Source organism: Sphingomonas sp. BK580 (assembly GCF_014194975.1).
Classification (GTDB): domain Bacteria; phylum Pseudomonadota; class Alphaproteobacteria; order Sphingomonadales; family Sphingomonadaceae; genus Sphingomonas.
Map to the genome: position 1 here is coordinate 51,499 of NZ_JACIAY010000010.1, position 22,078 is coordinate 73,576.

The following is a 22,078-nucleotide window of genomic DNA, read 5'->3' on the forward strand; positions in this document are numbered from 1 at the left end:
GAGGCTCGAGGTGGCAGGGCGTCTGGTCGGAGAGCGGCCGGACGCCTACCTTCCTTCTTGTTCCCCGGCGAGAGCCGGGGCCCAGGTGGGGGACGTTGCTGAGGCAGGTGCCGGGAGCCACGCCCACGTCTCCGCGTGCGCCCACGTTGGCATGTGACGACCGTCGCGCGTCACCACCACCGCCTTCCCGACTGGCCCCCGGCGTCCGCCGGGGCACGAGCGGTGGGTGTCGGGTGAGACAGCGCACGCCGCGGTATCCGTAACGCCGCCCCCCTTCTTCCCGCCCCCGCCCCCCGCTAGGGCAGGCCGCGTGACCCCGACGCTGCCGATCCACGCCGTCCTCTCGGAACTGCTCGCCGCGCTGCGCGACGGCGGCGCCGCGGTGCTGGTGGCGCCGCCCGGCGCCGGCAAGACCACCGCGGTCGCCCCCGCGCTGCTCACCGAGCGCTGGTGCGACGGCGAGGTCATCGTCACCTCGCCGCGCCGCCTCGCCGCGCGTGCCGCGGCCGAACGCATGGCGCAGCTCGCCGGCGAACCGGTCGGCCAGACCTTCGGCTATGCCACGCGGCTCGACACCAAGCGCTCCGCCGCGACTCGAGTCACGGTCGTCACCGAGGGCATCCTCACCGCGCGGCTCCAGAGCGATCCCGAGCTGACCGGCGTCGCCGCGCTGCTGTTCGACGAGGTGCACGAGCGCAGTCTCGACGGCGACTTCGGGCTCGCGCTCGCACTCGACGCGCGCGCCGCGCTACGCCCCGACCTGCGCCTCGTCGCCATGTCCGCGACGCTCGACGGCGCGCGCTTCGCCACCTTGCTCGACGGCGCGTCCGTGGTCGAGAGCGAGGGGCGCAGCTACCCGCTGGAACTGCGCCACCTCGGCCGCGCCGCCGAGGCGCGACTCGAGGACTCGATGGCGGCCGCGATCCGCCAGGCGCTGCGCGAGCAAGAGGGCGGGGTGCTCGCCTTTCTCCCCGGCGTCGCCGAGATCGAGCGCACTGCCGAGCGCGTCGGCGACGTGCCCGGGATGCGGCTCCACCGCCTCCACGGCAGCCTCGACCCCGCTGCGCAGCGCGCCGCGATCCGGGCCGAGCCCGACGGCGCGCGTAAGCTGGTGCTCGCCACCAGCATCGCCGAGACCAGCCTGACGCTCGACGGCATCCGCGTGGTGGTCGACAGCGGTTTGGCGCGGCGCCCGCGCTACGACCGCGCCGCGGGGATGACCCGGCTGGTCACCGAGCGCGCCAGCCAGGCCGCCGCGACGCAGCGCGCCGGCCGCGCCGCGCGCCAGGGGCCGGGGGTGGCCTATCGTCTGTGGGAGGCCGCGGCCACCGCGGGCATGCCGCGTTTCGACCCGCCCGAGATCCTCGAGGCGGATCTCTCCGCGCTCGTGCTCGCCTGTGCGTTGTGGGGAGTGAGCGGCCCGCGCGACCTGCGCTGGCTCGACGCGCCGCCCGAGGCCGCGGTGACGGAGGCGCGCGCCCGGCTCACCGCGCTCGGCGCGCTCGACGCCGACTCCCGCCCGACCGCGCACGGCCGCGCGATCGCGGCGTTGCCGATGCCGCCGCGGCTCGCGCACATGCTGCTCGCCGCGCCCGACCCGCGCCGCGCCGCCGAGGTGGCGGTGCTGCTGCAGGAGCGCGGGCTCGGCGGGCCGGACGCCGACCTGGAGCTGCGGTGGCGCCGCTGGCGCGGCGACCGCTCGCCCAAGGCGGAGAGCGCGCGCGGGCTGGCGAAGCGCTGGGCGGGGCTGGTGAGGCGCGCGCAGGGCGAGGGCGGGCCCGACTCGATCGGCGCCTGCGTCGCGCTCGGCTTCCCCGATCGCGTGGCGCGGCGGCGCGACGCTGGCGGCGAGCGCTGGGTGTCGGCCGGCGGGCGCGGGTTCAAGCTCGATCCGACCTCGCCGCTCGCGACCGCGGAGTGGCTCGCGGTGGCGGAGACGCAAGGCATGGCGGCGGGGGCGCGCATCCTCGCCGCCGCGCCGATCGCGGTGGAGGAGGTGGAGGCGCTGTTCGCCGACCGGATCGAGACGCGCCGCACCGCCGACTTCGACCCCGCCACCGGCGGCGTGCAGCCGCTGCGCGAGCGCCGGCTCGGCGCGATCCGGCTGTCGAGCGGGCCCGACAGCACGGCCGACCCCGCGGCGATCGCGGCGGCACTGGTGGAGGGCGTGCGCACGCACGGACTGGCGCTGCTGCCGTGGTCGCGCGCGGCCGAGGCGCTGCGCACGCGCGCGGTCTACGCAGGCGTGCCGCTCGACGACGCCACGCTGCTGGAGCGGCTCGACGAGTGGCTGCCCGCGCTGGTCGATGGGAAGCGCCGGCTCGACGCGATCGCGCCGGGCGCGCTGGTCGAGGCGCTGCGCGGGCTGCTCGGCTGGGACTCGCTGCGCGCGATCGATCGCGTCGCGCCGGCAGACTTCACCAGCCCTGCGGGCTCGACCCACGCGATCGACTATGGCGCCGAAGCGGGGCCGACCGTGGAGCTGCGCGTGCAGGCGCTGTTCGGGCTCGACCAGCACCCGGTGGTGGGGGCCGAGCGCGTGCCGCTGGTGCTGTCGCTCACCTCGCCCGCGGGCCGCCCGATCCAGACGACGCGCGACCTGCCGGGCTTCTGGCGCGGCAGCTGGCACGCGGTGGCCAAGGAGATGCGCGGCCGCTACCCGCGCCACCCGTGGCCCGACGATCCCGCCGCCGCCCTCGCGACGCTGCGCACCAAGAACGCTGACGCGCGACGGGGATAGAGCGGAGCGGCAAGTACCGGCTGTGCCGACCTTCGGCTCCTCCCCGCCTGAAGGGTGAGGACGGCCTCGGCTTGGCAGAGGCAAGCCGAGAGGGTGCCCTCCGGGACACCGTCTCTCCCCCACTAGCGCGCGGCACGCGATGGAGGGGTGTCGAGGCTATCCGAGCAGGGGCGCACGGAATCCCCCGACGATCCTCCCGTCAGCCCTGGGCGATGTCACCTCACTCGCGGCGCACGATCGATACGCGCGTTGACGGTCGATCGTGGTGCCGCGCGGCAGACAGTCCAGTCGAAGATTCTCCGCACGATTGTGAACATTCACATCGACGATCCGATGTGAGTGGAACATGATCGTACGAACGCGTCAGTCCGGCGATGTTAGCGCTCACGGCTAAACCGGTTACATTCTCGCCTTGATCTCCTCCGTTGTTTTTCCCATACGCCCAAAAATCATAACAATAGCCGTGGCAAGCGGCAGTGTTTTCACGGGAGAGAAACGGGTCATGCAAACATCGATCAAGCTGTGCCTGCTATTGGGCAGCATCCTGGGCGGCGCACCCGCGCTGGCGCAGACCGGCTCGGCGCCCGACGTGCCCGCTACGGTGCCGCAGGAGCAGACGCCCCCTGCCGCCGCGGTCGGTCAGGACAGCCAGGCCGTCACCACCGACGCCGGCGCCGCGGGTGACGAGATCGTCGTCACCGGCATCCGCGCCAGCCTCAGTTCCTCCGCGCAAACGAAGCGCGACGCCAACCAGATCGTCGACTCGATCAGCGCGGTGGACGTCGGCAAGTTCCCCGACGCCAATATCGCGGAGTCGCTGCAGCGCATCACGGGCGTCGCGATCGACCGCTCGGGTGGCGAGGGCCAGTTCATCACCGTCCGCGGTCTCGGGCCCGAGTTCAACACCGTCCTCGTCAACGGTCGCGTCATGGCGACCGACAATGCCGGGCGCGAGTTCTCGTTCGACGTGCTGTCGTCGAACATGATCCAGCGCACCGACGTGTTCAAATCGCCCGTGCCCGAGCTGCAGGAAGGCGGCATCGGCGCGACGGTCAACATCGTCACCGCGCGCCCGCTGGAGGGCCGCAGCGGCTTCCATGCCGCCGCGCAGATCGGCGGCATCTACGATCGCTCGCGCGAGCGGATCACCCCCGATCTCGCCGCCACGGTCTCCTACGCCAATCCCGACAAGACCTTCGGCGTATTGCTCGCGGGTTCCTACACCAAGCGCAAGAGCCAGACCGACACGATCGCGATCGACGGCTGGATCAACGGCCGCCCCGACATCGTCCAGACGATCGGCGGCGTGCCGACGCTGATCACCGGGTCGGACCCGCGCTATCCCGTTACCGGCAACGCCAACCTGCCGCAGAGCGTCTATTATCAGCGCGCGCAGGAAGAGCGCGAGCGGATCAACGTATCGGGCGCGGTGCAGTTCAGGCCGGCGGACAATCTCGAGATCACCGTCGACGGAATCTACTCGCGCTTCAACATCTCGGGCGTGACGCGCCGGCTCGATAACTTCATGGCGGCACCTTACTACCAGCCGACCTTCGACGACACCAACACCGCCACCGGCCTGACGATGCTGGGGCGCGACTTCATCGCCGCCAACCCGCAGTTCCTCGCCGCGAACCCGACGCTGACCAACAACGGCGTCAACGCCAAGGTCGACCACGTCTACAACACGACCAACCGCAAGTCGGATAGCTATCAGGTCGGTGCCAACGTCAAGTGGAACCCGACCGAGAACGTCGAGCTGCGCTTCGATGCCTCCAAGACCGGGGCGAACCGCAACTCGCCCAACGCCTATTACGTCTATGGCGCGCTGCTGCCCTACAGCTACCAGTTCTCGCTCGACGGCGGGAAGGGCATCCCGTCGATCTCCTACGACAACAGCATCATCAACAACCCCGACCTGATGCGGCTGCACTACATGGGGATCGACGCCAACCGCTCGCGCGACCGCGGCTCAGAATATCACTTCGACTCCAAGTGGGAGGTCGACGGCTCGATCCTTCGCAACGTCACCCTCGGCGGATCGTACACCGAGCGACGCAAGATCAACCGCCAGTTCAATAACAGCGACTCCAACTGCACCTACTGCGGCTATCAGGTGCCGATCGCCGCGGGTCTGCTCCAGACCTACGAGTGGGGTGACCTGCTCGGCGGCGGGCAGAATATCCCACCCTCGCTGTTTCAGGTCGATCCGCAGGCCTTCCTCGCCTACCTCAACGATCCCGCCACGCTCAACATCCCCTCGAACGGGCGCACGCCCGAGCAGCAGGCGGCGTATGCGGCGCAGGTGCAGGCGCTGGAGGGCGGGCCGTTCGGCGTGCGCGAGCAGCTGCGCGGCACCGTCAACGTGCAGGAGCGGCTGACCGCCGGCTATATCAGCATGCAGTTCGGCAACGATCGCTGGACCGGCAATGCCGGCGTGCGCGTGATCCGCACCCAGGTGCTCTCCTCGGGCTTCGACACGCCGGTGACCGGGATCCGGAACACGCCCGGCGACGATACGCTGCAATATACCTATGGCCCGGCCACCGCGATCGCGGTGCGCAGCAGCTACGTCAACGCGTTGCCCTCGGCCAACGTGAAGTACAATCTGACCGAGAAGCTGATCGCGCGCGCCGCCTTCTCGCAGACGATCACGCGACCGACGCTGACCGACCTGGGCGTCAACAACGATTACGGCGGGCGCATCGCGGTGCCGCTGTCGTCGGGCGGCAACCCCAACCTGCTGCCGTTCCGCTCGACCAACTACGACCTGTCGCTGGAATGGTACCTCTCGCGCGTCAGCTACATCAGCGTCGGCGGTTTCTATAAGGACCTGTCAGACTTCCTCGAGCTGCAGACGCTGCCGGTCGAGCGGTTCGGCCGCGTCTATCAGGACACGCGCACGCGCAACGGGCAGAGCGGCACGATCAAGGGCATCGAGGTCGGCGGGCAATATTCGTTCGACGCCCTGGGCGGATTCGTCGGCGGCTTCGGCGTGACCGGCAACTACACCTATGTCGCCAGCAGCGCCGAGCGCGACCAGGTGCTGGCGGACTTCCAGTGCGGCTACAACGGCCTGTCGCCGCACTCGGCGAACGGCAGCGTGTTCTACGAGAAATACGGCATCTCGGCGCGCGTGTCGTACAACTGGCGCTCGGACTATCTGCGCAACTGCCGCGACAGCCAGTCACGGCCGCGCAACCGCTCCTCCTACGGCCAGCTCGACTTCAACGTGTCCTACGACCTCACGCCCAACTTCCAGTTCTACGTGCAGGGCGTGAACGTGACCAACGAGTTCATCGACGAGTGGTCGGCGATCAAGGAGCGCTACCTGCTCCAGCAGGAGACCGGCGCGCGCTACAACGTCGGCCTGCGCGTGAAGCTGTGAGGCGCCAGGGACGCGTGATCTAGCGTGAGGGCTCACTCTTCCCCATCAGGGGAGGGGTCGGGGGGTTGGGTCGATTCACGGACGCTACGCCGGCGGAGCGCCCCCAACCCAGCCCCGCCCCTGAAGGGGTGGGGCTCCCCCCCCCCCCCCCCCCTCACGTCACCAGCTTGCGCAGCCCGGCGAGCGTATCGGCCTCGGCGGCGGGCTTGTCGGTACGGATCCGCGCGATCCGCGGGAAGCGCATCGCCAGCCCGGACTTGTGCCGCTTCGACTCGTGGATCGAGTCGAAGGCCACCTCCAGCACCAGCGACTTCTCCACCTCGCGCACCGGGCCGAAGCGGTTGAGCGTGTGCTGGCGCACGAAACGGTCGAGCTGCGCGATCTCCTGGTCGGTGATGCCCTGATAGGCCTTGCCCACCGGCAGCAGCTCGCCCTCGTCGGTCCAGCAGCCGAACGTATAGTCGCTGTACCAGCTCGAGCGCCGGCCGTTGCCGCGCTGCGCGTACATCATCACGCAGTCGGCGGTGAGCGGGTCGCGCTTCCACTTGTACCACAATCCGGCGCGGCGCCCCGCCACGTAAGGCGAGTCGCGGCGCTTGAGCATCACGCCCTCGATCGCGGCGTCGCGCGCGCCGGCGCGGATGCCCTCGAGCGCGGTGAAATCCGCCGCCGCGATCACGCTGCTGACGTCGAAGCGGGTCGGGTCGAGCCGCGCCGCGAACGCCTCCAGCCGCGCGCGCCGCTCGGTCCAGGGCAAAGCGCGCAGGTCCTCGGCGCCCTCGAACAGGATGTCGTAGAGCCGGACGAAGGCGGGCGCTTCCTCCAGCATCTTGGCGGAAACGACCTTGCGCCCGAGCCGCTGCTGCAGCGCGTTGAAGCTGCCCGCGCCCTCGCCCTCGCTCTCGCCGAGCCGCGCCCCCTGCGCGTCGCCGCGCACCATCAGCTCGCCGTCGACCACGCCGTAGGTCGCGAACGCCGCGGCCACGTCGGGGAAGGCGGCGGTGACGTCGTCGCCGGTGCGGCTGTAGAGCCGCGTCGCGCCCGCGACATGGACGAGCTGGACGCGGATACCGTCCCACTTCCACTCGGCCGCGTAATCGGCCAGGTCGACGCGCAGGTCCTCGAGCGGGTGCGCCAGCATGAAGGGGCGGAACACCGGCACGTCCGCCGGGGTCGGCTGCGCGCCGGTCCCCTCGGCCCAGGCGAACAAGCTGGGGTAGGGCGGCGCGAGCCCGTGCCACACCTCCTCCACCGCCTCGACGTCGAGCCGGAACGCGTCGGCCAGCGCCTGTTTCGCGAGCCGCGCCGAGACGCCGACGCGCAGCGCGCCGGTGGCCAGCTTGAGCAAGGCGAAGCGCTCCTCGGCGTCGAGCCGGTCGAGCATGGCCGCGAGCGCGGCGGGCGCGTCCGAGCGCGACAGATGCATCAGCTGGTCGACCACGGTGCCGACGGTCAGCGGCGTGACGTCGGTCGGCGGCACATCCGGCACCGGCCAGAGCAGCGCCACCGTCTCGGCGGTGTCGCCGACATAGTCGCGGCTCATCCGGAACAGCACGGGGTCGACGCGCGACTCGATCAGCGCGCGGATCAGCGCCGGCTTGACCGCTGGCAGGTCGAGGTCACCGGTCAGCGCCGCCATCGCCCAGCCGCGATCGGGGTCGGGCGTGGCGCGGAGATAGTCGCCGATTAGCTTGAGCTTGGCGTTGCGCCCGCGTGTGTAGATCAGCGAGTCGAGGAGCGCGGCGAAGGCGTGCATGAGGCGCTAACGCTCGATCCGCCCCGCGCGCCTCAGTCCAGCGTGTCCTTCACCTTCTTCCCCGCGGTGATGCCCAGCACCAGGAAGATCAGGAACAGCGCCAGCGCGATGAAGAACAGGATCTTGGCGATGCCGACGAAGGCGCCGCCGATGCCGCCGAAGCCGAGCGCGCCGAGCAGCAGCCCGACGACGAGGAAGATCACGGCCAGTTTCAGCATCGCTCGGCTCCTTCTACGATCGGCGGGGGTCAGGCCTTGCGGCTGGCCTCGAACAGGAACCAGGCGCGCTCCTCGGCCTGGTCGGTCCAGTCGTCGACGATGCCGCTGGTGGCATTGTCCTTGGCCTCTTCGGCGGCTTCCTTGACGTCGCGGAAGCGCTGGACGAGCGTGAGATTGTCGTCGCGCAGCTCCGCCAGCATCTGCTCGGGCGCGACGAAATCGGCGTCATTGTCGCGGATCGAGCTCCGCCGCGCGATGTCGCCGATCGAGCGCAGCGTGGTGTTGCCGGTCTTGCGCACGCGCTCGGCGATCGCGTCGGTGGCGCCGAGGATCTGCGCCGCCTGGTCGTCGAGCAGCAGGTGATAGTCGCGGAAGTGCGGCCCCGAGACGTGCCAGTGGAAGTTCTTGGTCTTGAGGTACAGCGCGTAGCTGTCGGCGAGCGCGGCGTTGAGCGCGTCGGCGACGCTGCGGGTGTCGTTGCGCTGCAGGTCGGTGGGGGTGTCGAGGGCGGGATTGGTATCGGCCACGAGCGGCTCCGTCGTTTCACTGATCGTGAGCGAAACGATGTGGGGCGCGAATGGGTCCGGTCAAGCGGGGGAGGCAAGATCGTCCCCCTCCGCGCCGTGCAGGGAGGATCAAGTAGGCCGCCGGCGCGCTACGCCGCCAGCCGCACCGCACAGGCCGCGGCGAAGGCGCGCGACGTCGCCTCGTCCTGCGCGCCGCTCGCCACCGCCTCGCCGAGCAGGCCGAGCCAGTCGTGCACCAGCACGCCGCGCTCGCCGCGCCCGATCGCGGTGCCGAGCGACTGCGCCACCGTCGCCACCGGCAGCAGCCGGTGCTGCTCGGCGGCGACGCGGATGCCGTCGAGCTCGGGCGCGAGCCGCGCCGGGCCGGCGCGCCAGTCGATCGCGGCGATGCGCCGCGCCAGATGCGCCTTGATCGCGAGGATATCCATGTCGTTCATGCGCGTGATCCTGCCCGGGTGAGTCCCGACCCGCGCATCCTGCGCCCGCGTCCCTTACCTTATGCTTAATGCCGCCCCGCGCTTGACTCCGCGCGCCACATGCGCCAAGCGCCCGCGTCTGACGCGGCGAGGCGAGCTTCGCCGCTTTCTTGTTTCATTCGCTTAGGAACCGGTCATGGCCAAGCCGACCACCGTCAAGATCAAGCTCGTCAGCTCGGCTGACACCGGCTTCTTCTACGTCACCAAGAAGAACCCGCGCACCAAGACCGAGAAGCTGAGCTTCAACAAGTACGACCCCGTCGTGCGCAAGCACGTCGCGTTCAAGGAAGCCAAGATCAAGTAAGCGGCGCGGGTGGCCGTGCCGCCCGTCTCCGGTTGATCGCGGGAGCCGCGGGCGACGCGCCGGCGGCTCTTTTCGCGTGCGTGCGGTTCGGGGGCGCTCAGATTGGTTCCGCGCTCGTGTGCAAGCCGGAGCGCGGAGCCGCGACCGCCTCTTATCGAGGCCCTTCGCTCCTGCGGGCGCAGGAGTGGCGGCCCGCGCTCTCTAGCGCTCCTCTCCGCTCGGCTCGGCGTCGATCGTCTGCGGCGGCTGCGGGTGCTTGCCGTGCTCCGGCGCATCCGGGTCAGTCAGCAGTTCCTCGACGGTCTCTTCCACCGCGTCGTCGCGCTCGTGCTCGCTCACGCCCACTCTCCTCACTCGGCGGCGAGATTCTCGCCGCGTACCTGGTAGTAACTGGCGACGCGGTCGGCATAGGCCTGGTCGAACACCGGGGCGTTGTTGGCCCAGCTCGGCCCGCCCTCGAGCAGACGGCGGTCGATCGTCACGACGTAGCGGTCGCGCACCGGATCGAACTGCAGCAGCGCGAACGGCAACGGGTAGAAGCTCTTGCCCATGCCGAGGAAGCCGCCGAGGCTGAGCACCGCGTGGGTCGCGCGCCCCGACGCCTTGTGGACCATGAAGGCGTGGACCGCGCCGAGATGGTCGCCGTCGCGGCTGTCCACCTTCATCGTCTCCGCCAGATTCGACTGGACGAGGATCTGGGTGGGCGCGTCGTCGGCCATCGGTGACTCCATCAACAATCGTTATCAGCCGAGAACCGCCCGCGCCGGGCCGCGGTTCCGCGCGCGGTTGAGCAGGCCCGCCGCTTCCGGCATAGGCCCCGGTCGTGGCCCGATACTTTGCTTCCCGCGCGCGCCTGGCGCCGCTCACCGCCGCGCTGGTGCTCGCTGCCGGCTGCGTGCCGCAGGTGACCCCGCCGCCGCCCGCCCCCGCGCCGACTCCCGCTCCTGCGCCCGCCCTGCCGCCCGCGCCCGCACCGCTCGCCGCGGACTGGCAGGACTGGCCGCGCACGCCGGGGACCTGGCGCTACACGCGCGACGCCGCCGGCCCGGTCGCCAGCTTCGGCACCGGCGCGACCGCGGTCGCCACAGCGCGCTGCGACCGCGCCGCTCGCACGGTGACGCTGACCCGGATCGGCGGCGTCGCCGCGCCCGTCACGATGCGCACCAGCGCGACGACGCGGACGCTGCCCGCGACCGCGGTGGCGGGTGGCGCGGCCGTGGCGCTCGCGGCGAGCGACCGGCTGCTCGACGCGATGGTGTTCAGCCGCGGCCGCTTCACGCTGGAGCAGCCGGGCATCGCGCCGCTGGTGCTGCCGCCCTGGGCCGAGCTGGCGCGCGTGATCGAGGATTGCCGCGGGTAAGGGACTGCACCTCATCATCCCCTCGCAGGGGAGGATCCTTCAGGCGCGGCTTTCGAAGCCGAAAACCGAGCGTGCGAGAATCGTACATTCGGTCCCGCAACACAAGACTTGTATCCGAGTCGCGCGCGGCTCACATTGATCGTGCGGTTCGCGAGGGCCGCGCTCGTTATCAACCAGCGAAAGGAGGTGATCCGATGTCTCATGGTTCAGCAATGGGGTCGGTTCAGTTCGTTCGGGGGACGCGCTTCTGACGGTACGGTCTGCCTCGGGGGGTATCCTCCCCCAGACAACGAGGTAGGTCATTCTGTCGGAGGCCTGCATGGTCTCCCGGGCTGGAGCTCTCCGGCCGCTGACCATGTTTAGGGGTTGTCGGGCGCCGCTTCGGCGGGGTCCGGCAACCTCTTCTCATATCTGGCGCAGGTGAAGGGGGGGAGGTTGGGCAGGCTCGCACGGTTCGGTCAGGCGGCGCGTCGGCTCGGCGCGATCGTCGCCGACGAGGGGCCGCTCGAGGCGGCGCGGCGGCTGCTGCGGCGCGCGCGCGCCGATCGCGGGCTCGGCGATTATCTCGCGGCGAAGGCCGCGCGCGATGCCGCCTATGACTCGGCCCATGACAGCGACACCCGCGGCGTCCAGCGGCTCTACACGCTCGCGATCGACAGCCCCAACGCGCGCTACGGCATCGACCATGTCGCCTCCGACCCCGACGTGTTCGCGGCGGCGATGGCGCTGGTCGACGGCGACCTGTCGCGCTTCCACTTCCTCGACCTCGGCTCGGGCAAGGGGCGCGCGCTGCTGCTCGCCTGCGACTATCCGTTCCGCGCCGTCACCGGGGTGGAGTTCGCCGCCGAGCTGCACGCCACCGCGACGCGCAACCTCGCGCGCCGCGGCGACCCGCGCGCGACCGCGCTGCTGGGCGACGCCACCGCGGTCGCGCTCCCCGACGGTGACCTGCTCGTCTATCTCTTCAACCCGTTCGAGGAGGCGATCGTCCGCGCGGTGGCGCGCCGGCTGAAGGCGCTGCCGCCCGAGCGCGACGTGCGGCTGCTGTACGTCACCCCGCGCCACCGCGACGCGCTGGCGGCGGAGGGTTGGCGCGTCACCGCCGGGGCGGGCGAGGCGGTGCTGTTCCGGCGCGACTGAGCCGCGGCGCCGGTCACAGGTCGACCCCCAGCGACACGCGCACGTCGCGCGGCGCCGCGGCGAAACAGTCGCCGCGCGCGAGGCAGCTGGAATAGCCGCGCCGGTCGAGCAGGTTGGTGGCGTTGACCGCGACGTGCCAGCGATCGAGCCGGTACTCGGTCACCGCGTCGACCAGCGTGCCCGCGGGGGTCACCAGCGTCCAGGTCGCGTTGCGTGAGACCTGCTCGCCGACGTAGCGCACGCCGCCGCCGACGCGCCACGTCCCCGCGCCGGGGATGAACGCCTTCGTCAGCCACAGCGAGGCGAGGTGGCGCGGCGCGGCGTCGAACGCGGCGCCCTCGCCGGAGAGATGATCGGTGGCATAGGCGACGCTCACCTCATAGTCGCCGGGCAGGGTGCGCCGCGCCTCGATCTCGCTGCCGCGGATCAGCATCGTCCCCGCCTGGATCTGCTCGGTGGGGTGGTCGGGGTCCGGCACGGGCCGGTGCTGCTCGGCGATGCGGAAGGCCGCCAGCGTCACCAGCGTCGCCGCGTCGGGCTGCCACTTGATCCCGGCCTCGTGCTGGTGCCCGGTCTTGGGGACGAACGGCGTACCCGCCGCGGTGAGCCCGGCGATCGGTTCGAAGCTCCCGTTGTAGCTCACATAGGGGGTGACGCCGCCGCCGATGTCGGCCGACGCCCCGACCCGCAACGTGGTGGCGTGATCGAGGCGCGCGCCCGACATCGCGGTGCTGCCGGGGCCGCGCTGGACCGCGGCATGGTCGGTGTCCACGCGATCGTGGCGCGCGCCCAGCACCAGCGTGGCGCGGTCCCACAGCCGCAGCTCGTCCTGCGCGTAGAGGCCGAGCTGGCGGTCCGCCTCCGATTGCAGCAGCGGGCGCACCCGCGCCGCCGGACGGATCGCGCCGCGATCGAGCGCGTAGAGGTCGACCAGCTGCGAGCCGAGGCCGAAGCGGCGATAGGCGTCGTGCCAGCCATAGTCCGCGCCGGCGCGCAGCTGATGCGTGAGCGGCCCGGTGACGAGCCTCCACCCCAGGCTGGCGTCGCCCGCCAGCACGTGGAGCGCGCCGTGCGCGCCGTAGCTCAGCAGCGGGATGTGCCGCCACGTGCCGTCGGGGAGATAGGGGGCGGTCGGGCGCGGGTAGCTGTTCGGATAATGGGTGCGATATTCGACGTCGCCCGAGGTGTAGCGCGCGCGGACGGTGAGGTGCCCCGCCTCGCCCAGCCGCTGCGTCGCGATCGCGCCGACCTGGCGCGACGTGCCGTCGTAGCGGTCGTCGCCGGGCACGCCGAGGAACAGATAAGGCGGCAGCGGCGCGCGCCCGTGATTGTCGCGCATCGTCCCGATCACCGGGAGGAAGTTCGAGATCGAGCCGGTGTGGTCGCGCTGGTAGCTGGCGAGCAGGGTGAGCTCGGTGCCGCCGCCGGGATGCCACGCCAGCGAGGGCGCGACGAGCAGGCGGTCGTCGGGGACGTGCGGCACATAGGTGCCCGCCTCGCGCGCGTGCAGCACCAGCCGCGCGCCCAGCGTCGCGCCCGCGACCGTCTCGATGTCGGCCAGCCATTCGGCGCGACCGTGGCTGCCGGCGATCGCCTGTAGCGCGGCGCGGTCCTGCAGCTGCGGGGTCTTGGTCGCGAGATTGATGACGCCGCCGATCGCGCCGCGACCGAACAACATCGAGGCCGGGCCGCGCAGCAGTTCGACCTGCGAGAAGCCATAGGGGTCGGGGGCGATGCTGGCGAAGACGCCATATCGATCGCGCATCCCGTCGCGCAGCAGCGAGGGCTCGACCCCGCGGACGCGCACCCAGTCGAAGCGCGTGTCGCGCGCGGTCGAACTCGCCGCGCCGGCGGCGTAGCGGACCGCGTCGGCGATCGAGAGCGCACCCTGGCGCAGGAAGGTCTCGGCGGAGACCACGGTGATCGACTGTGGCACGTCGACGAGCCGCAGCGTCGAGCGCGTCAGCGACGCGGCCGGCAGGCGCTCGCCGCGCACCTCGATGTCCTCGCCCGACTCCTGCTGCTGCTGCGCCGGCTCGGGCGCGCGGGTCGGCACCGCGCCGGCGAGCGCGGCGGCCGCGGCGAGGAGAGCGAACTGAGCCATGGATCCCCCTTATGGTGAGAGATCGCCTTACCGCTATTGCGTGTCGTTCTTAGCCTCAGGGTGGCCCGCCTTGGTGATGGCGGTGTCGTTAGTGGCGGTGTGGACGGATGGGAAGGGCGAGAGCCTCGTGCCGGGCATGCCACCCCCGTCATCCCGATCGTGAGGCGGCACCGGTGCACCCGCACCCAGAGGCCAATACAGCGATGGTGCGTGCTCTGAAGAGCGGGCCTTTAAGCTCCCCTCCCCTTTCAGGGGAGGAGGCGGGGGCGGGGTGCTGCCGCAAGCGCGGTGTTCGCGGAGAAGCCCCACCCCAACCCCTCCCCTGAAGGGGTGGGGCTCGTTCGCGTCGACGCCCGATCGCCGCCTCCTACGCCCTCTCTCATGACGAGAAGCAAGGCCCGGGCGGTGCGGTGCAAAGCGTCTAAGGCCGGGATGACGTGAACGCCGGCTGATCAGCGACGGTCTCACCGCGACGGTATCGCCGCCCGGCTCACGCCGGCTGCAACAACCCCTCGCGCGCGATCTTCTCGCGCCACACCAAGGGCGCGAGCTGGTGGACGTTCTGCCCCTCCGCGTCGACCGCGACGGTGACGGGGAAGTCGCTCACCTCGAACTCGTAGATGGCCTCCATCCCGAGGTCCGCGAAGCCGACGACCTTGCTGCCCTTGATCGCGCGCGCGACCAGATAGGCCGCGCCGCCGACCGCCATCAGATAGGCGCTCTGGTGGTCGCGGATCGCCTCGGTCGCGGCCGGGCCGCGTTCCGCCTTGCCGACCATCGCGAGCAGGCCCTGCTCGAGCATCATGCGCGTGAACTTGTCCATCCGCGTCGCCGTGGTCGGCCCCGCCGGCCCCACCACTTCCTCGGCGACCGGATCGACCGGCCCGACGTAATAGATCACGCGGCCCTTGAACTCGACCGGCAGCTCTTCGCCGCGCGCCAGCATGTCGGCGATGCGCTTGTGCGCGGCGTCGCGGCCGGTGAGCATCTTGCCGTTGAGCAGCAGCCGGTCGCCGTGCTTCCACGTCCGCACCACCTCGGGGGTCAGCGTGTCGAGGTCGACGCGGATCGCGGCGCTGTCGGGCTGCCAGTCGACCTGCGGCCAGTCGGCGAGCTTTGGCGCCTCGAGATAGACCGGGCCCGACCCGTCGAGCGTGAAATGCGCGTGGCGCGTCGCGGCGCAGTTCGGGATCATCGCCACCGGCTTGGACGCGGCGTGGGTCGGCCAGTCGAGGATCTTGACGTCGAGGATGGTCGAGAGCCCGCCCAGCCCCTGCGCGCCGATGCCGAGCGCGTTGACCTTGTCGAACAGCTCGATCCGCAGCGCCTCCAGGTCGTTGCGCGGCCCCCGCGCCTTGAGCTGGGCCATGTCGATCTGGCCCATCAGCGATTCCTTGGCGAGCACCATCGCCTTCTCCGCGGTGCCGCCGATGCCGATCCCGAGCATCCCCGGCGGGCACCAGCCCGCGCCCATCTGCGGCAGCATCTCCAGGACCCAGTCGACGATCGAGTCGCTCGGGTTCATCATCTTGAACTTGGACTTGTTCTCGCTGCCACCCCCCTTGGCGGCGACGTCGACATGAACCTTGTCGCCCGGCACCATCTCGACGTGGAGCACTGACGGCGTGTTGTCGCGCGTGTTGCGGCGGGTGAAGGCCGGGTCGGCCAGGATCGAGGCGCGCAGCTTGTTCTCGGGGTGAAGGTAGGCGCGGCGCACGCCTTCGTCGACCACCTCCTGGAGCGAGCGCTGACTCTCCAGCCGGCAGTCCTGGCCCCATTTGACGAAGACCGTGACGATCCCGGTGTCCTGGCAGATCGGGCGGTGCCCCTCGGCGCACATCCGGCTGTTGGTGAGGATCTGCGCCATCGCGTCCTTGGCGGCGGGGCTCTGCTCCGCGGCATAGGCCTCGCCCAGCGCGCGGATGTAATCCATCGGGTGATAGTAACTGATGAACTGGAGCGCGTCGGCCACGCTCTCGATCAGGTCGGCTTCGCGGATCGTCGTCATGCGCGCGGCTGTACGACGGTGGTGGTAGCGGGGCAACTGGCGGGCCGGGCTCGCTCCTCGGGACGCCTGGGGCGGTGTCAGCATCTGGGTCGGCAGGATCGGTTCCCCAGTGCAGGAAAGGATCAGCCGAACGTCGATGGCCTGAGAGTCGCGGACGTTGAACCGTCATTCCGTTCGGTGCGTGCACGGCCTCCGCGAGAGAACGGGTGCGTCATGGGCATTGTCGAACCTTCGCGGCGGTTCGCATCCGCCGCGGGGCGCAAAGGAAAACGCAAGGATGTCCGGCTAGGACAGCCTCATGCGCCTGCCCGCCACCGATCGAGACGAACCGCCCAGCGGCGCGCGTGCGCTCGTCGAGGCGCTCGGGCTGGCGCCGGTATCGGATGCGCTGGTCGAAGAGTCGCGTCGCGCCGCGCTCGCCGCCAGCGCCGTGCTGTGGCCCGCCGCCGCGACGGTGCTGCTGCTCGCGCCGCTCGCGCTGCTGCTGCTCGCGCCCGGCGTGCCCGCCGTGACCGCGCTGGCAGGGCGCACCGCGCCCGCCGCGCTGCTCGCGCTCGGTTGCTGGGCCGTCGCGGCGCACCCGCGGGCCGCGGCGAGCCCGACACATTGGCGCATCGCCACCGTCGCCGCCGGCGGGAGCGCGATCGCGCTGGCGCTCGCGCTCGGTGCCCATGCCGCCGCGGCGCTGCCGCCGCCGCTGCTCCCCGCCGCCGCCGTCGCAGGCGGCGCCGCGACGCTGGCGCTCGCGCTCGCGCTCCAGCCGCTGCGCGCCGCCACGCTCGCGCTGGTGGTGACGCTCGCGCTCGCCGCGGTGGCGCTCACCGGCGCCGCGCCGCTGCCGTCGGCGCTCGCGCTCGGCGGCGCCGCGCCGGTCGCGCTCGCGGTGGTGCGCGGCGCACTGGTCCGCCAGCGCGCGCTGGTCGAGCGACGCCAGCGCCGCGACGCCGAGCGGCGCGACAGCCGCCTCGTCGCCGAGTTCGAGGCGCATGGCCCCGGCTGGTTCTGGCAGAGCGACCGGCGCGGCCGGCTCACCTATCTGTCGGAGAAGGTCGCGCGCGAGCTGCGCGCGCTCGGCATCGAGCCGATCGGCGCGCCGCTCACCGACGTGTTCCGCGTCGACTCGGCCTGGGTCGAGACCGAGCGGACGCTGAGCTTCCACCTCTCGTCGCGCACCTCGTTCACCGACTACTCGGTCCGCCCCGCCGCGGGGGGAAGCGGCGCCGAGCGCTGGTGGTCGATCTCGGGCCGCCCCGCGCGCGACGAGCTCGATCGCTTCCAGGGCTTCATCGGCGCCGGCTCGGATCTGACGGAGCAGCGCCGCGCCGAGGCCGAGATCAAGCGGCTCGCCTTGTTCGACGCGCTCACCGGCATCGCCAACCGCCAGCGCATGCGGCTCGCGCTGGAGCAGACGCTGGCGCAGGCGCAGGCGGGCGGCACCAACCCGACTGGGCTGTTCCTGTTGGATCTCGACCGCTTCAAGGCGGTCAACGACACGCTGGGTCATCAGGTCGGCGACGAACTGCTCAAGGAGGTGGCGCAGCGGCTGCAGCGCACGATCGGCGACGCCGGCCTGGTCGGGCGGCTCGGCGGCGACGAGTTCAAGGTGATCGTCCCGAACGAGGGCGACCGCGACCGGCTCGCCGCGTTGGCGCAGCGCGTGATCGCGGCGCTGTCGCTGCCCTATCACATCGATCGCTCGACGCTGTCGATCGGCTGCTCGGTCGGCGTCGCGATCGCCCCCGCCGACGGCGCGGCGCAGGAGGAGCTGGTGCGCAACGCCGACCTCGCGCTCTACGCCGCCAAGGCCGACGGGCGCGGCGTGCACCGCTTCTATCGCGAGGAGCTGCTGCACGGCGCGCAGAAGCGCAAACGGCTCGAGGACGACCTGCGCCAGGCGCTCGCCGCGGGCCAGTTTCACCTCAGCTACCAGCCGGTGGTGTCCACCGCGGACGCGCGCATCATGGGCTATGAGGCGCTGATCCGTTGGGACCATCCGCAGCGCGGCGCGGTGAGCCCGGCCGAGTTCATCCCGGTGGCCGAGGAGTGCGGGCTGATCGAGGCGATCGGCGCCTGGGTGCTCGACACTGCCTGCGCCGAGGCGGCGACCTGGCCCGATCACGTCCGCGTCGCGGTCAACGTCTCGCCGATCCAGTTCGCCAACCCCAAGTTGCCGGCGCTGGTGGCAGGCGCGCTCGCCGCGACCGGGCTGGCGGCGCACCGGCTCGAGCTGGAGATCACCGAGGGCGTGTTCCTCAACGAGGATGCCTCGTCGGAGCAGATGTTCCGCGCGCTCAAGGCGCTGGGCGTGCGGCTCGCGCTCGACGACTTCGGCACCGGCTATTCCAGCCTGGGCTATCTGCGCAAGGCGCCGTTCGACAAGATCAAGATCGACCAGAGCTTCGTGCGCGGCGCGATCCAGCCGGGCAACCGCAACGCCGCGATCATCCGCGCGATCGTCAGCCTGGCCGAGACGCTCGGCATGGAGACCACCGCGGAGGGGGTCGAGCAGCAGGACGAGATCGTGCTGATCCGCGGGCTGGGGTGCAGCCATATCCAGGGCTATGTCTACGGCCGCCCCGCGCGCGCCGACGACGTGCGCGCGCAGCTCGCCGCGGCCGCGGGCTATGCCATGCCGATCGGGCACAAGACCAGCCGCGCCCCGCGCCACCGCGTGCTGCGGTCGGCGCGGCTCGAGCTGGCGGGCGAGCGCGCCGAGGTGCGCGTGCGCAACATCTCGCCGGCGGGCGCGATGGTCGACGGCGTCGACCTGCCCGCGGCCGCGATCGGCTATCCGGTGGCGCTGGAGCTCGACGACGGGCTGGCGCTGGCGGCGACGGTGCGCTGGGTCGACGACGAAGGTCGCGCCGGCCTGGAGTTCGCCGCGGCATTCGACCTGGAGTGGCTCAACCAGCCGGTGCCGCGCCGCGCCGCGTGACGGAGACGATTGGGTCGCGCTCGGTCATCGCGGGTCACAACGGCTAGCAGTGATCACCCCCGCAGCGTTACCCAGGCGGGAACCCGCTTGTGCTCCCGCGCACGCGGGAGCCCAGGCGTCGCGGGCCGTTGTTCGGCGTGGCCCCGAGTTCCCGCGTGCGCGGTAGAACAGCTGCGGACGAGCGGTACGAACCTGCGCAGAGCAACCCTTCCAAGGAAGGAGGAGCTGCCTACGCCGCCCCCCGGACGCGCGCTCAGGCGGTCTCGAGCGATCCGACGATCGTGGCGGGCTCGCGCTGCGGCAAGGGCGGCATGCCGAGGCGGCGCACGTCGATCGCGGAGACCCCCGCCAGCAGCACGTCGCCGAAGCCGCGGTCGCCGGTCTCGACCAGGATGCCCGCGTGAGTCTGGCGCACCATCGCCCATTCGATCACCCGCGCGCGCACCCGCGCGCCGCGCACCAGCACCAGCGCGATCACCCCGGTCGTGTCGATCACCAGCGCGGCGCGGCCGTCCTCGGCGATCACCGCGTCGAAGGCGGCGAAGCGCGGCAGCGCGACGCCGACCGCCTCGATCGCCTCCTCGACCGATCGCATCATCCGGTGCGCCCGGCCGAAGCCGAGCCATGCCGCCAGCCCCATCGCGCCGGCTCAGCCGCGCCGCGCCACCGCGTCGAGCAGGGGACGCAGGTTGGTGAGGTCGTAGCCCGCGGCGGCCGCCTTGGCGGTGAGCGCGTCGGCGTCGTCACCCCGCGCCGCGCCGGCGAGCGCCCAGAGGTTGCACGAGCGCGTGCCCGAGCGGCAGTAGGCCAGCACCGGGCCGCCCGCCGCGGCCAGCGCCGCGGTCATCGCCTCGACCTGCGGCAGCGAGAAGCCGGCATGGGTGATCGGGATCGCGGTGTAGCGCAGCCCCGCCGCCTCCGCCGCGGCGCGGATCGACTCGCCCTCGGGCTGGCCGGGTTCCTCGCCGTCGGGCCGGTTGTTCACGACGGCGGTGTAGCCGGCGGCGGCGATGGCGGGCAGGTCCTCGGGCCGGATCTGCGGCGCGACCGCGATCGTCTCGTCGATGATGCGCAACATAGGAACGTGCCTCTAGCCTGGCCGGATCGCCGCGTCACTGATCCCGATCGTCCCGCCGCGGGAGAGCGACGCCTTAGCGACAAACGGGCGCGACGGCGAGGGGGGAATAGCGACGGTTGGGTGAGGGGCGAGATCCTCCCCGCGAGCGGGGAGGATTTAGGTCTCCCGTCGCGGCGCAACTCAGCGCCTCACCCCGCCCCCTTCAGCACGTCGAGGAACGCCTGGCCGTAGGCGTCGAGCTTGCGCTGGCCCACCCCCGCGATCCGCCCCAGCGCGGCGAGCGAGGTCGGGCGCAGCGCGGCCATCTCGCGGAGCGCCGAGTCGTGGAAGATCACGTACGGCGGCACCCCCGCCTCCTTGGCCAGCTCGCGCCGGCACGCGCGCAGCCCCTCGAACACCGGATCGTCGACCGGGTTGGGCGTCGCGCCCGCGCCCGCGCGCGCGCCGCGCCGGTGCTCGCGCTTGGGCGGCTCGACCAGAGGCAGCGTCGCCTCGCCCTTGAGCAGCGCGCGCGCCGCCGGGCCGAACTCGAGCCCGCCGTGATGGTTGGTACGCAGCGCGTCCTTGAGCAGCAGCGCGCGCCCGACCGGCTTGAGCAGCGCCACCTCCTCGCCGTCGACGATGTTCCACACCGACAATTGCTCGTGCCCGTTCATCAGGCTGCGCTCGCTCGACTGGCCGGTGAGCACCTGCTCGATATAGGTCGCGCCGAACATCTGCCCGGTGCGGAACACCGCCGAGAGATATTTGCGCGCCGTCTCGGTGGCGTCGAGCGCGGCGGGGGGCGACAGGCAGTTGTCGCAATTGCCGCAGCGCTCGGGCGGGTGCTCGCCGAAGTGGCGCAGCAGGATGGCGCGGCGGCACCCCGCGGTCTCCACCAGCGCGCCGAGCGCGGCGAGCCGCTGGCGCTCGCCCGGCTGGCGGTGCTGTTCCACCTCGCCGATGCGCTGCCGCGCGCGCGCGAAATCCTCCGCGCCCCAGAAGAGGTGCGCCACCGCCGGGTCGCCGTCGCGCCCGGCGCGGCCGGTCTCCTGGTAATAGGCCTCGATCGACTTGGGCAGGCCGGCGTGCGCGACGAAGCGGACGTCGGGCTTGTCGATCCCCATGCCGAAGGCGACCGTGGCGCACATCACCATGTCCTCGGAGGCGACGAAATCGGCCTGGTTGCGCGCGCGTACCGACGGGTCGAGCCCGGCGTGATAGGCGCGCACCGGGCGCCCGGTGATCGCGGTGAGCTGCGCCGCCATCTTCTCGGTCGCGGCGCGGGTCTGGACGTAGACGATGCCGGGTCCCGGCGTGTCGCGCACCACGTCGGCGATCTGGCGCGTGGTGTTGTCCTTGGGGCGGATCGCGTAGCGGATGTTGGGCCGGTCGAACCCCGCGACGATCATGCCGTCGTGCGGGATGCCGAGCTGGTCGAGGATGTCGGCGCGCGTGTGGGCGTCGGCGGTGGCGGTCAGCGCCAGCCGCGGCACCTCGGGGAAGGCGTCGAGCAAGGGACGCAGCAGGCGATAGTCAGGGCGGAAATCATGCCCCCACTCGCTGACGCAATGCGCCTCGTCGATCGCGAACAAAGCGGGGCGGCCGCGCTCGAGCAGGTCGCGGAAGTCGGCGGTGGAGGCGCGCTCGGGCGCGACGTACAAGAGGTCGAGCGCGCCATCGAGGTAGCGCCCGCGAGTCTCGGCCTTGTTCTCGTCGACGCTGGTCAGCGTGGCGGCGCGCAGGCCGACCGCGGTGGCGGCGCGGAGCTGGTCGTGCATCAGCGCGATCAGCGGGCTGACGACCACGCACGTCCCCTCCAGCATCGCCGAGGGCAGCTGGTAGCAGAGCGACTTGCCCGCGCCGGTCGGCATCACCGCGAGCGTGCGCTCGCCCGCGAGCACGCGCGTGACGACCTGCTCCTGCACGCCGCGGAAGGCGGGGAAGCCGAAGATCGTCTGGAGCTGGGGAAGCGGGTCGAGCGCCATGGGCGCGCCCGACCTAGGCGCGCGCGCGGCGCGCCGCAACCGGGGTGGCGCGGAACGGTTACGGGAACGGGCCAGGG

17 protein-coding genes are annotated in these 22,078 nt (G+C 71.8%); 6 read left to right on the top strand and 11 right to left on the bottom strand.

Annotated elements, in window-relative coordinates; all coding sequences use genetic code 11:
- Positions 1–310 precede the first annotated feature (310 nt).
- Together hrpB and FHY05_RS16415 are read left to right on the top strand one after the other, a co-directional pair.
- Positions 311–2,740, top strand: coding sequence for an ATP-dependent helicase HrpB (gene hrpB, locus FHY05_RS16410; protein WP_183945529.1), 2,430 nt, complete (start codon positions 311–313; stop codon positions 2,738–2,740).
- A gap of 502 nt (positions 2,741–3,242) precedes the next feature.
- The gene (locus tag FHY05_RS16415) at positions 3,243–6,128 is read left to right on the top strand and encodes a TonB-dependent receptor (protein WP_183945530.1); all 2,886 of its coding nucleotides are present in this window, start codon (positions 3,243–3,245) and stop codon (positions 6,126–6,128) included.
- Between the two features lie 154 nt (positions 6,129–6,282).
- On the opposite strand, the gene FHY05_RS16420 is transcribed toward FHY05_RS16415, so the two are convergent.
- The 4 genes from FHY05_RS16420 to FHY05_RS16435 all read right to left on the bottom strand — a co-directional run bounded on the left by FHY05_RS16420 (position 6,283) and on the right by FHY05_RS16435 (position 9,066).
- Positions 6,283–7,884: a cisplatin damage response ATP-dependent DNA ligase gene (locus FHY05_RS16420; protein WP_183945531.1), complete on the bottom strand. Its 1,602-nt coding sequence runs from the start codon at positions 7,882–7,884 to the stop codon at positions 6,283–6,285.
- Between the two features lie 32 nt (positions 7,885–7,916).
- Entirely contained in the window at positions 7,917–8,102 is a 186-nt protein-coding gene (locus tag FHY05_RS16425) for a DUF1328 family protein (RefSeq protein ID WP_183921926.1), read from the bottom strand.
- Positions 8,103–8,131: 29 nt separating this feature from the next.
- Positions 8,132–8,629, bottom strand: a complete 498-nt coding sequence (locus FHY05_RS16430) for a Dps family protein (protein WP_183945532.1) — start codon at positions 8,627–8,629, stop codon at positions 8,132–8,134.
- A gap of 128 nt (positions 8,630–8,757) precedes the next feature.
- Positions 8,758–9,066, bottom strand: a complete 309-nt coding sequence (locus FHY05_RS16435) for a hypothetical protein (RefSeq protein ID WP_183945533.1) — start codon at positions 9,064–9,066, stop codon at positions 8,758–8,760.
- 175 nt (positions 9,067–9,241) lie between these two features.
- On the opposite strand from FHY05_RS16435, the gene rpmG reads away from it, so the two are divergent.
- Complete coding sequence (rpmG, locus tag FHY05_RS16440) at positions 9,242–9,409, top strand: 50S ribosomal protein L33 (protein WP_022687989.1); 168 nt, start codon at positions 9,242–9,244, stop codon at positions 9,407–9,409.
- Between the two features lie 201 nt (positions 9,410–9,610).
- On the opposite strand, the gene FHY05_RS16445 is transcribed toward rpmG, so the two are convergent.
- Positions 9,611–9,748, bottom strand: a complete 138-nt coding sequence (locus FHY05_RS16445; RefSeq protein ID WP_183945534.1) for a hypothetical protein — start codon at positions 9,746–9,748, stop codon at positions 9,611–9,613.
- 11 nt (positions 9,749–9,759) lie between these two features.
- Positions 9,760–10,128, bottom strand: a complete 369-nt coding sequence (locus tag FHY05_RS16450; RefSeq protein WP_183945535.1) for a PRC-barrel domain-containing protein — start codon at positions 10,126–10,128, stop codon at positions 9,760–9,762.
- A 104-nt stretch (positions 10,129–10,232) separates the two neighbouring features.
- Here FHY05_RS16450 and FHY05_RS16455 point away from each other — a divergent pair, with 104 nt between their 5' ends.
- Positions 10,233–10,769 carry a hypothetical protein gene (locus FHY05_RS16455; protein ID WP_183945536.1) on the top strand — a complete coding sequence of 179 codons (537 nt, stop codon included), beginning with the start codon at positions 10,233–10,235 and terminating at the stop codon, positions 10,767–10,769.
- A 435-nt stretch (positions 10,770–11,204) separates the two neighbouring features.
- Positions 11,205–11,909 (top strand): class I SAM-dependent methyltransferase, encoded by a 705-nt coding sequence (locus FHY05_RS16460; protein WP_183945537.1) that lies wholly within the window; start codon positions 11,205–11,207, stop codon positions 11,907–11,909.
- Between the two features lie 13 nt (positions 11,910–11,922).
- Here FHY05_RS16460 and FHY05_RS16465 read toward each other — a convergent pair whose 3' ends face one another.
- Both FHY05_RS16465 and FHY05_RS16470 read right to left on the bottom strand, forming a co-directional pair.
- Positions 11,923–14,013 (bottom strand): TonB-dependent siderophore receptor, encoded by a 2,091-nt coding sequence (locus FHY05_RS16465; protein ID WP_183945538.1) that lies wholly within the window; start codon positions 14,011–14,013, stop codon positions 11,923–11,925.
- Between the two features lie 490 nt (positions 14,014–14,503).
- Complete coding sequence (locus FHY05_RS16470; RefSeq protein WP_183945539.1) at positions 14,504–16,021, bottom strand: fumarate hydratase; 1,518 nt, start codon at positions 16,019–16,021, stop codon at positions 14,504–14,506.
- A gap of 298 nt (positions 16,022–16,319) precedes the next feature.
- On the opposite strand from FHY05_RS16470, the gene FHY05_RS16475 reads away from it, so the two are divergent.
- Entirely contained in the window at positions 16,320–18,956 is a 2,637-nt protein-coding gene (locus tag FHY05_RS16475; protein WP_183945540.1) for an EAL domain-containing protein, read from the top strand.
- A 253-nt stretch (positions 18,957–19,209) separates the two neighbouring features.
- On the opposite strand, the gene FHY05_RS16480 is transcribed toward FHY05_RS16475, so the two are convergent.
- The 3 genes from FHY05_RS16480 to recQ form a co-directional block, all read right to left on the bottom strand.
- Positions 19,210–19,596, bottom strand: a complete 387-nt coding sequence (locus FHY05_RS16480) for a hypothetical protein (protein WP_183945541.1) — start codon at positions 19,594–19,596, stop codon at positions 19,210–19,212.
- Between the two features lie 9 nt (positions 19,597–19,605).
- The gene (locus FHY05_RS16485) at positions 19,606–20,034 is read right to left on the bottom strand and encodes a TIGR01244 family sulfur transferase (RefSeq protein WP_183945542.1); all 429 of its coding nucleotides are present in this window, start codon (positions 20,032–20,034) and stop codon (positions 19,606–19,608) included.
- 188 nt (positions 20,035–20,222) lie between these two features.
- On the bottom strand, positions 20,223–22,001 hold the full coding sequence (recQ, locus tag FHY05_RS16490; RefSeq protein ID WP_183945543.1) for a DNA helicase RecQ: 1,779 nt from the start codon (positions 21,999–22,001) through the stop codon (positions 20,223–20,225).
- Between the last annotated feature and the right edge of the window lie 77 nt (positions 22,002–22,078).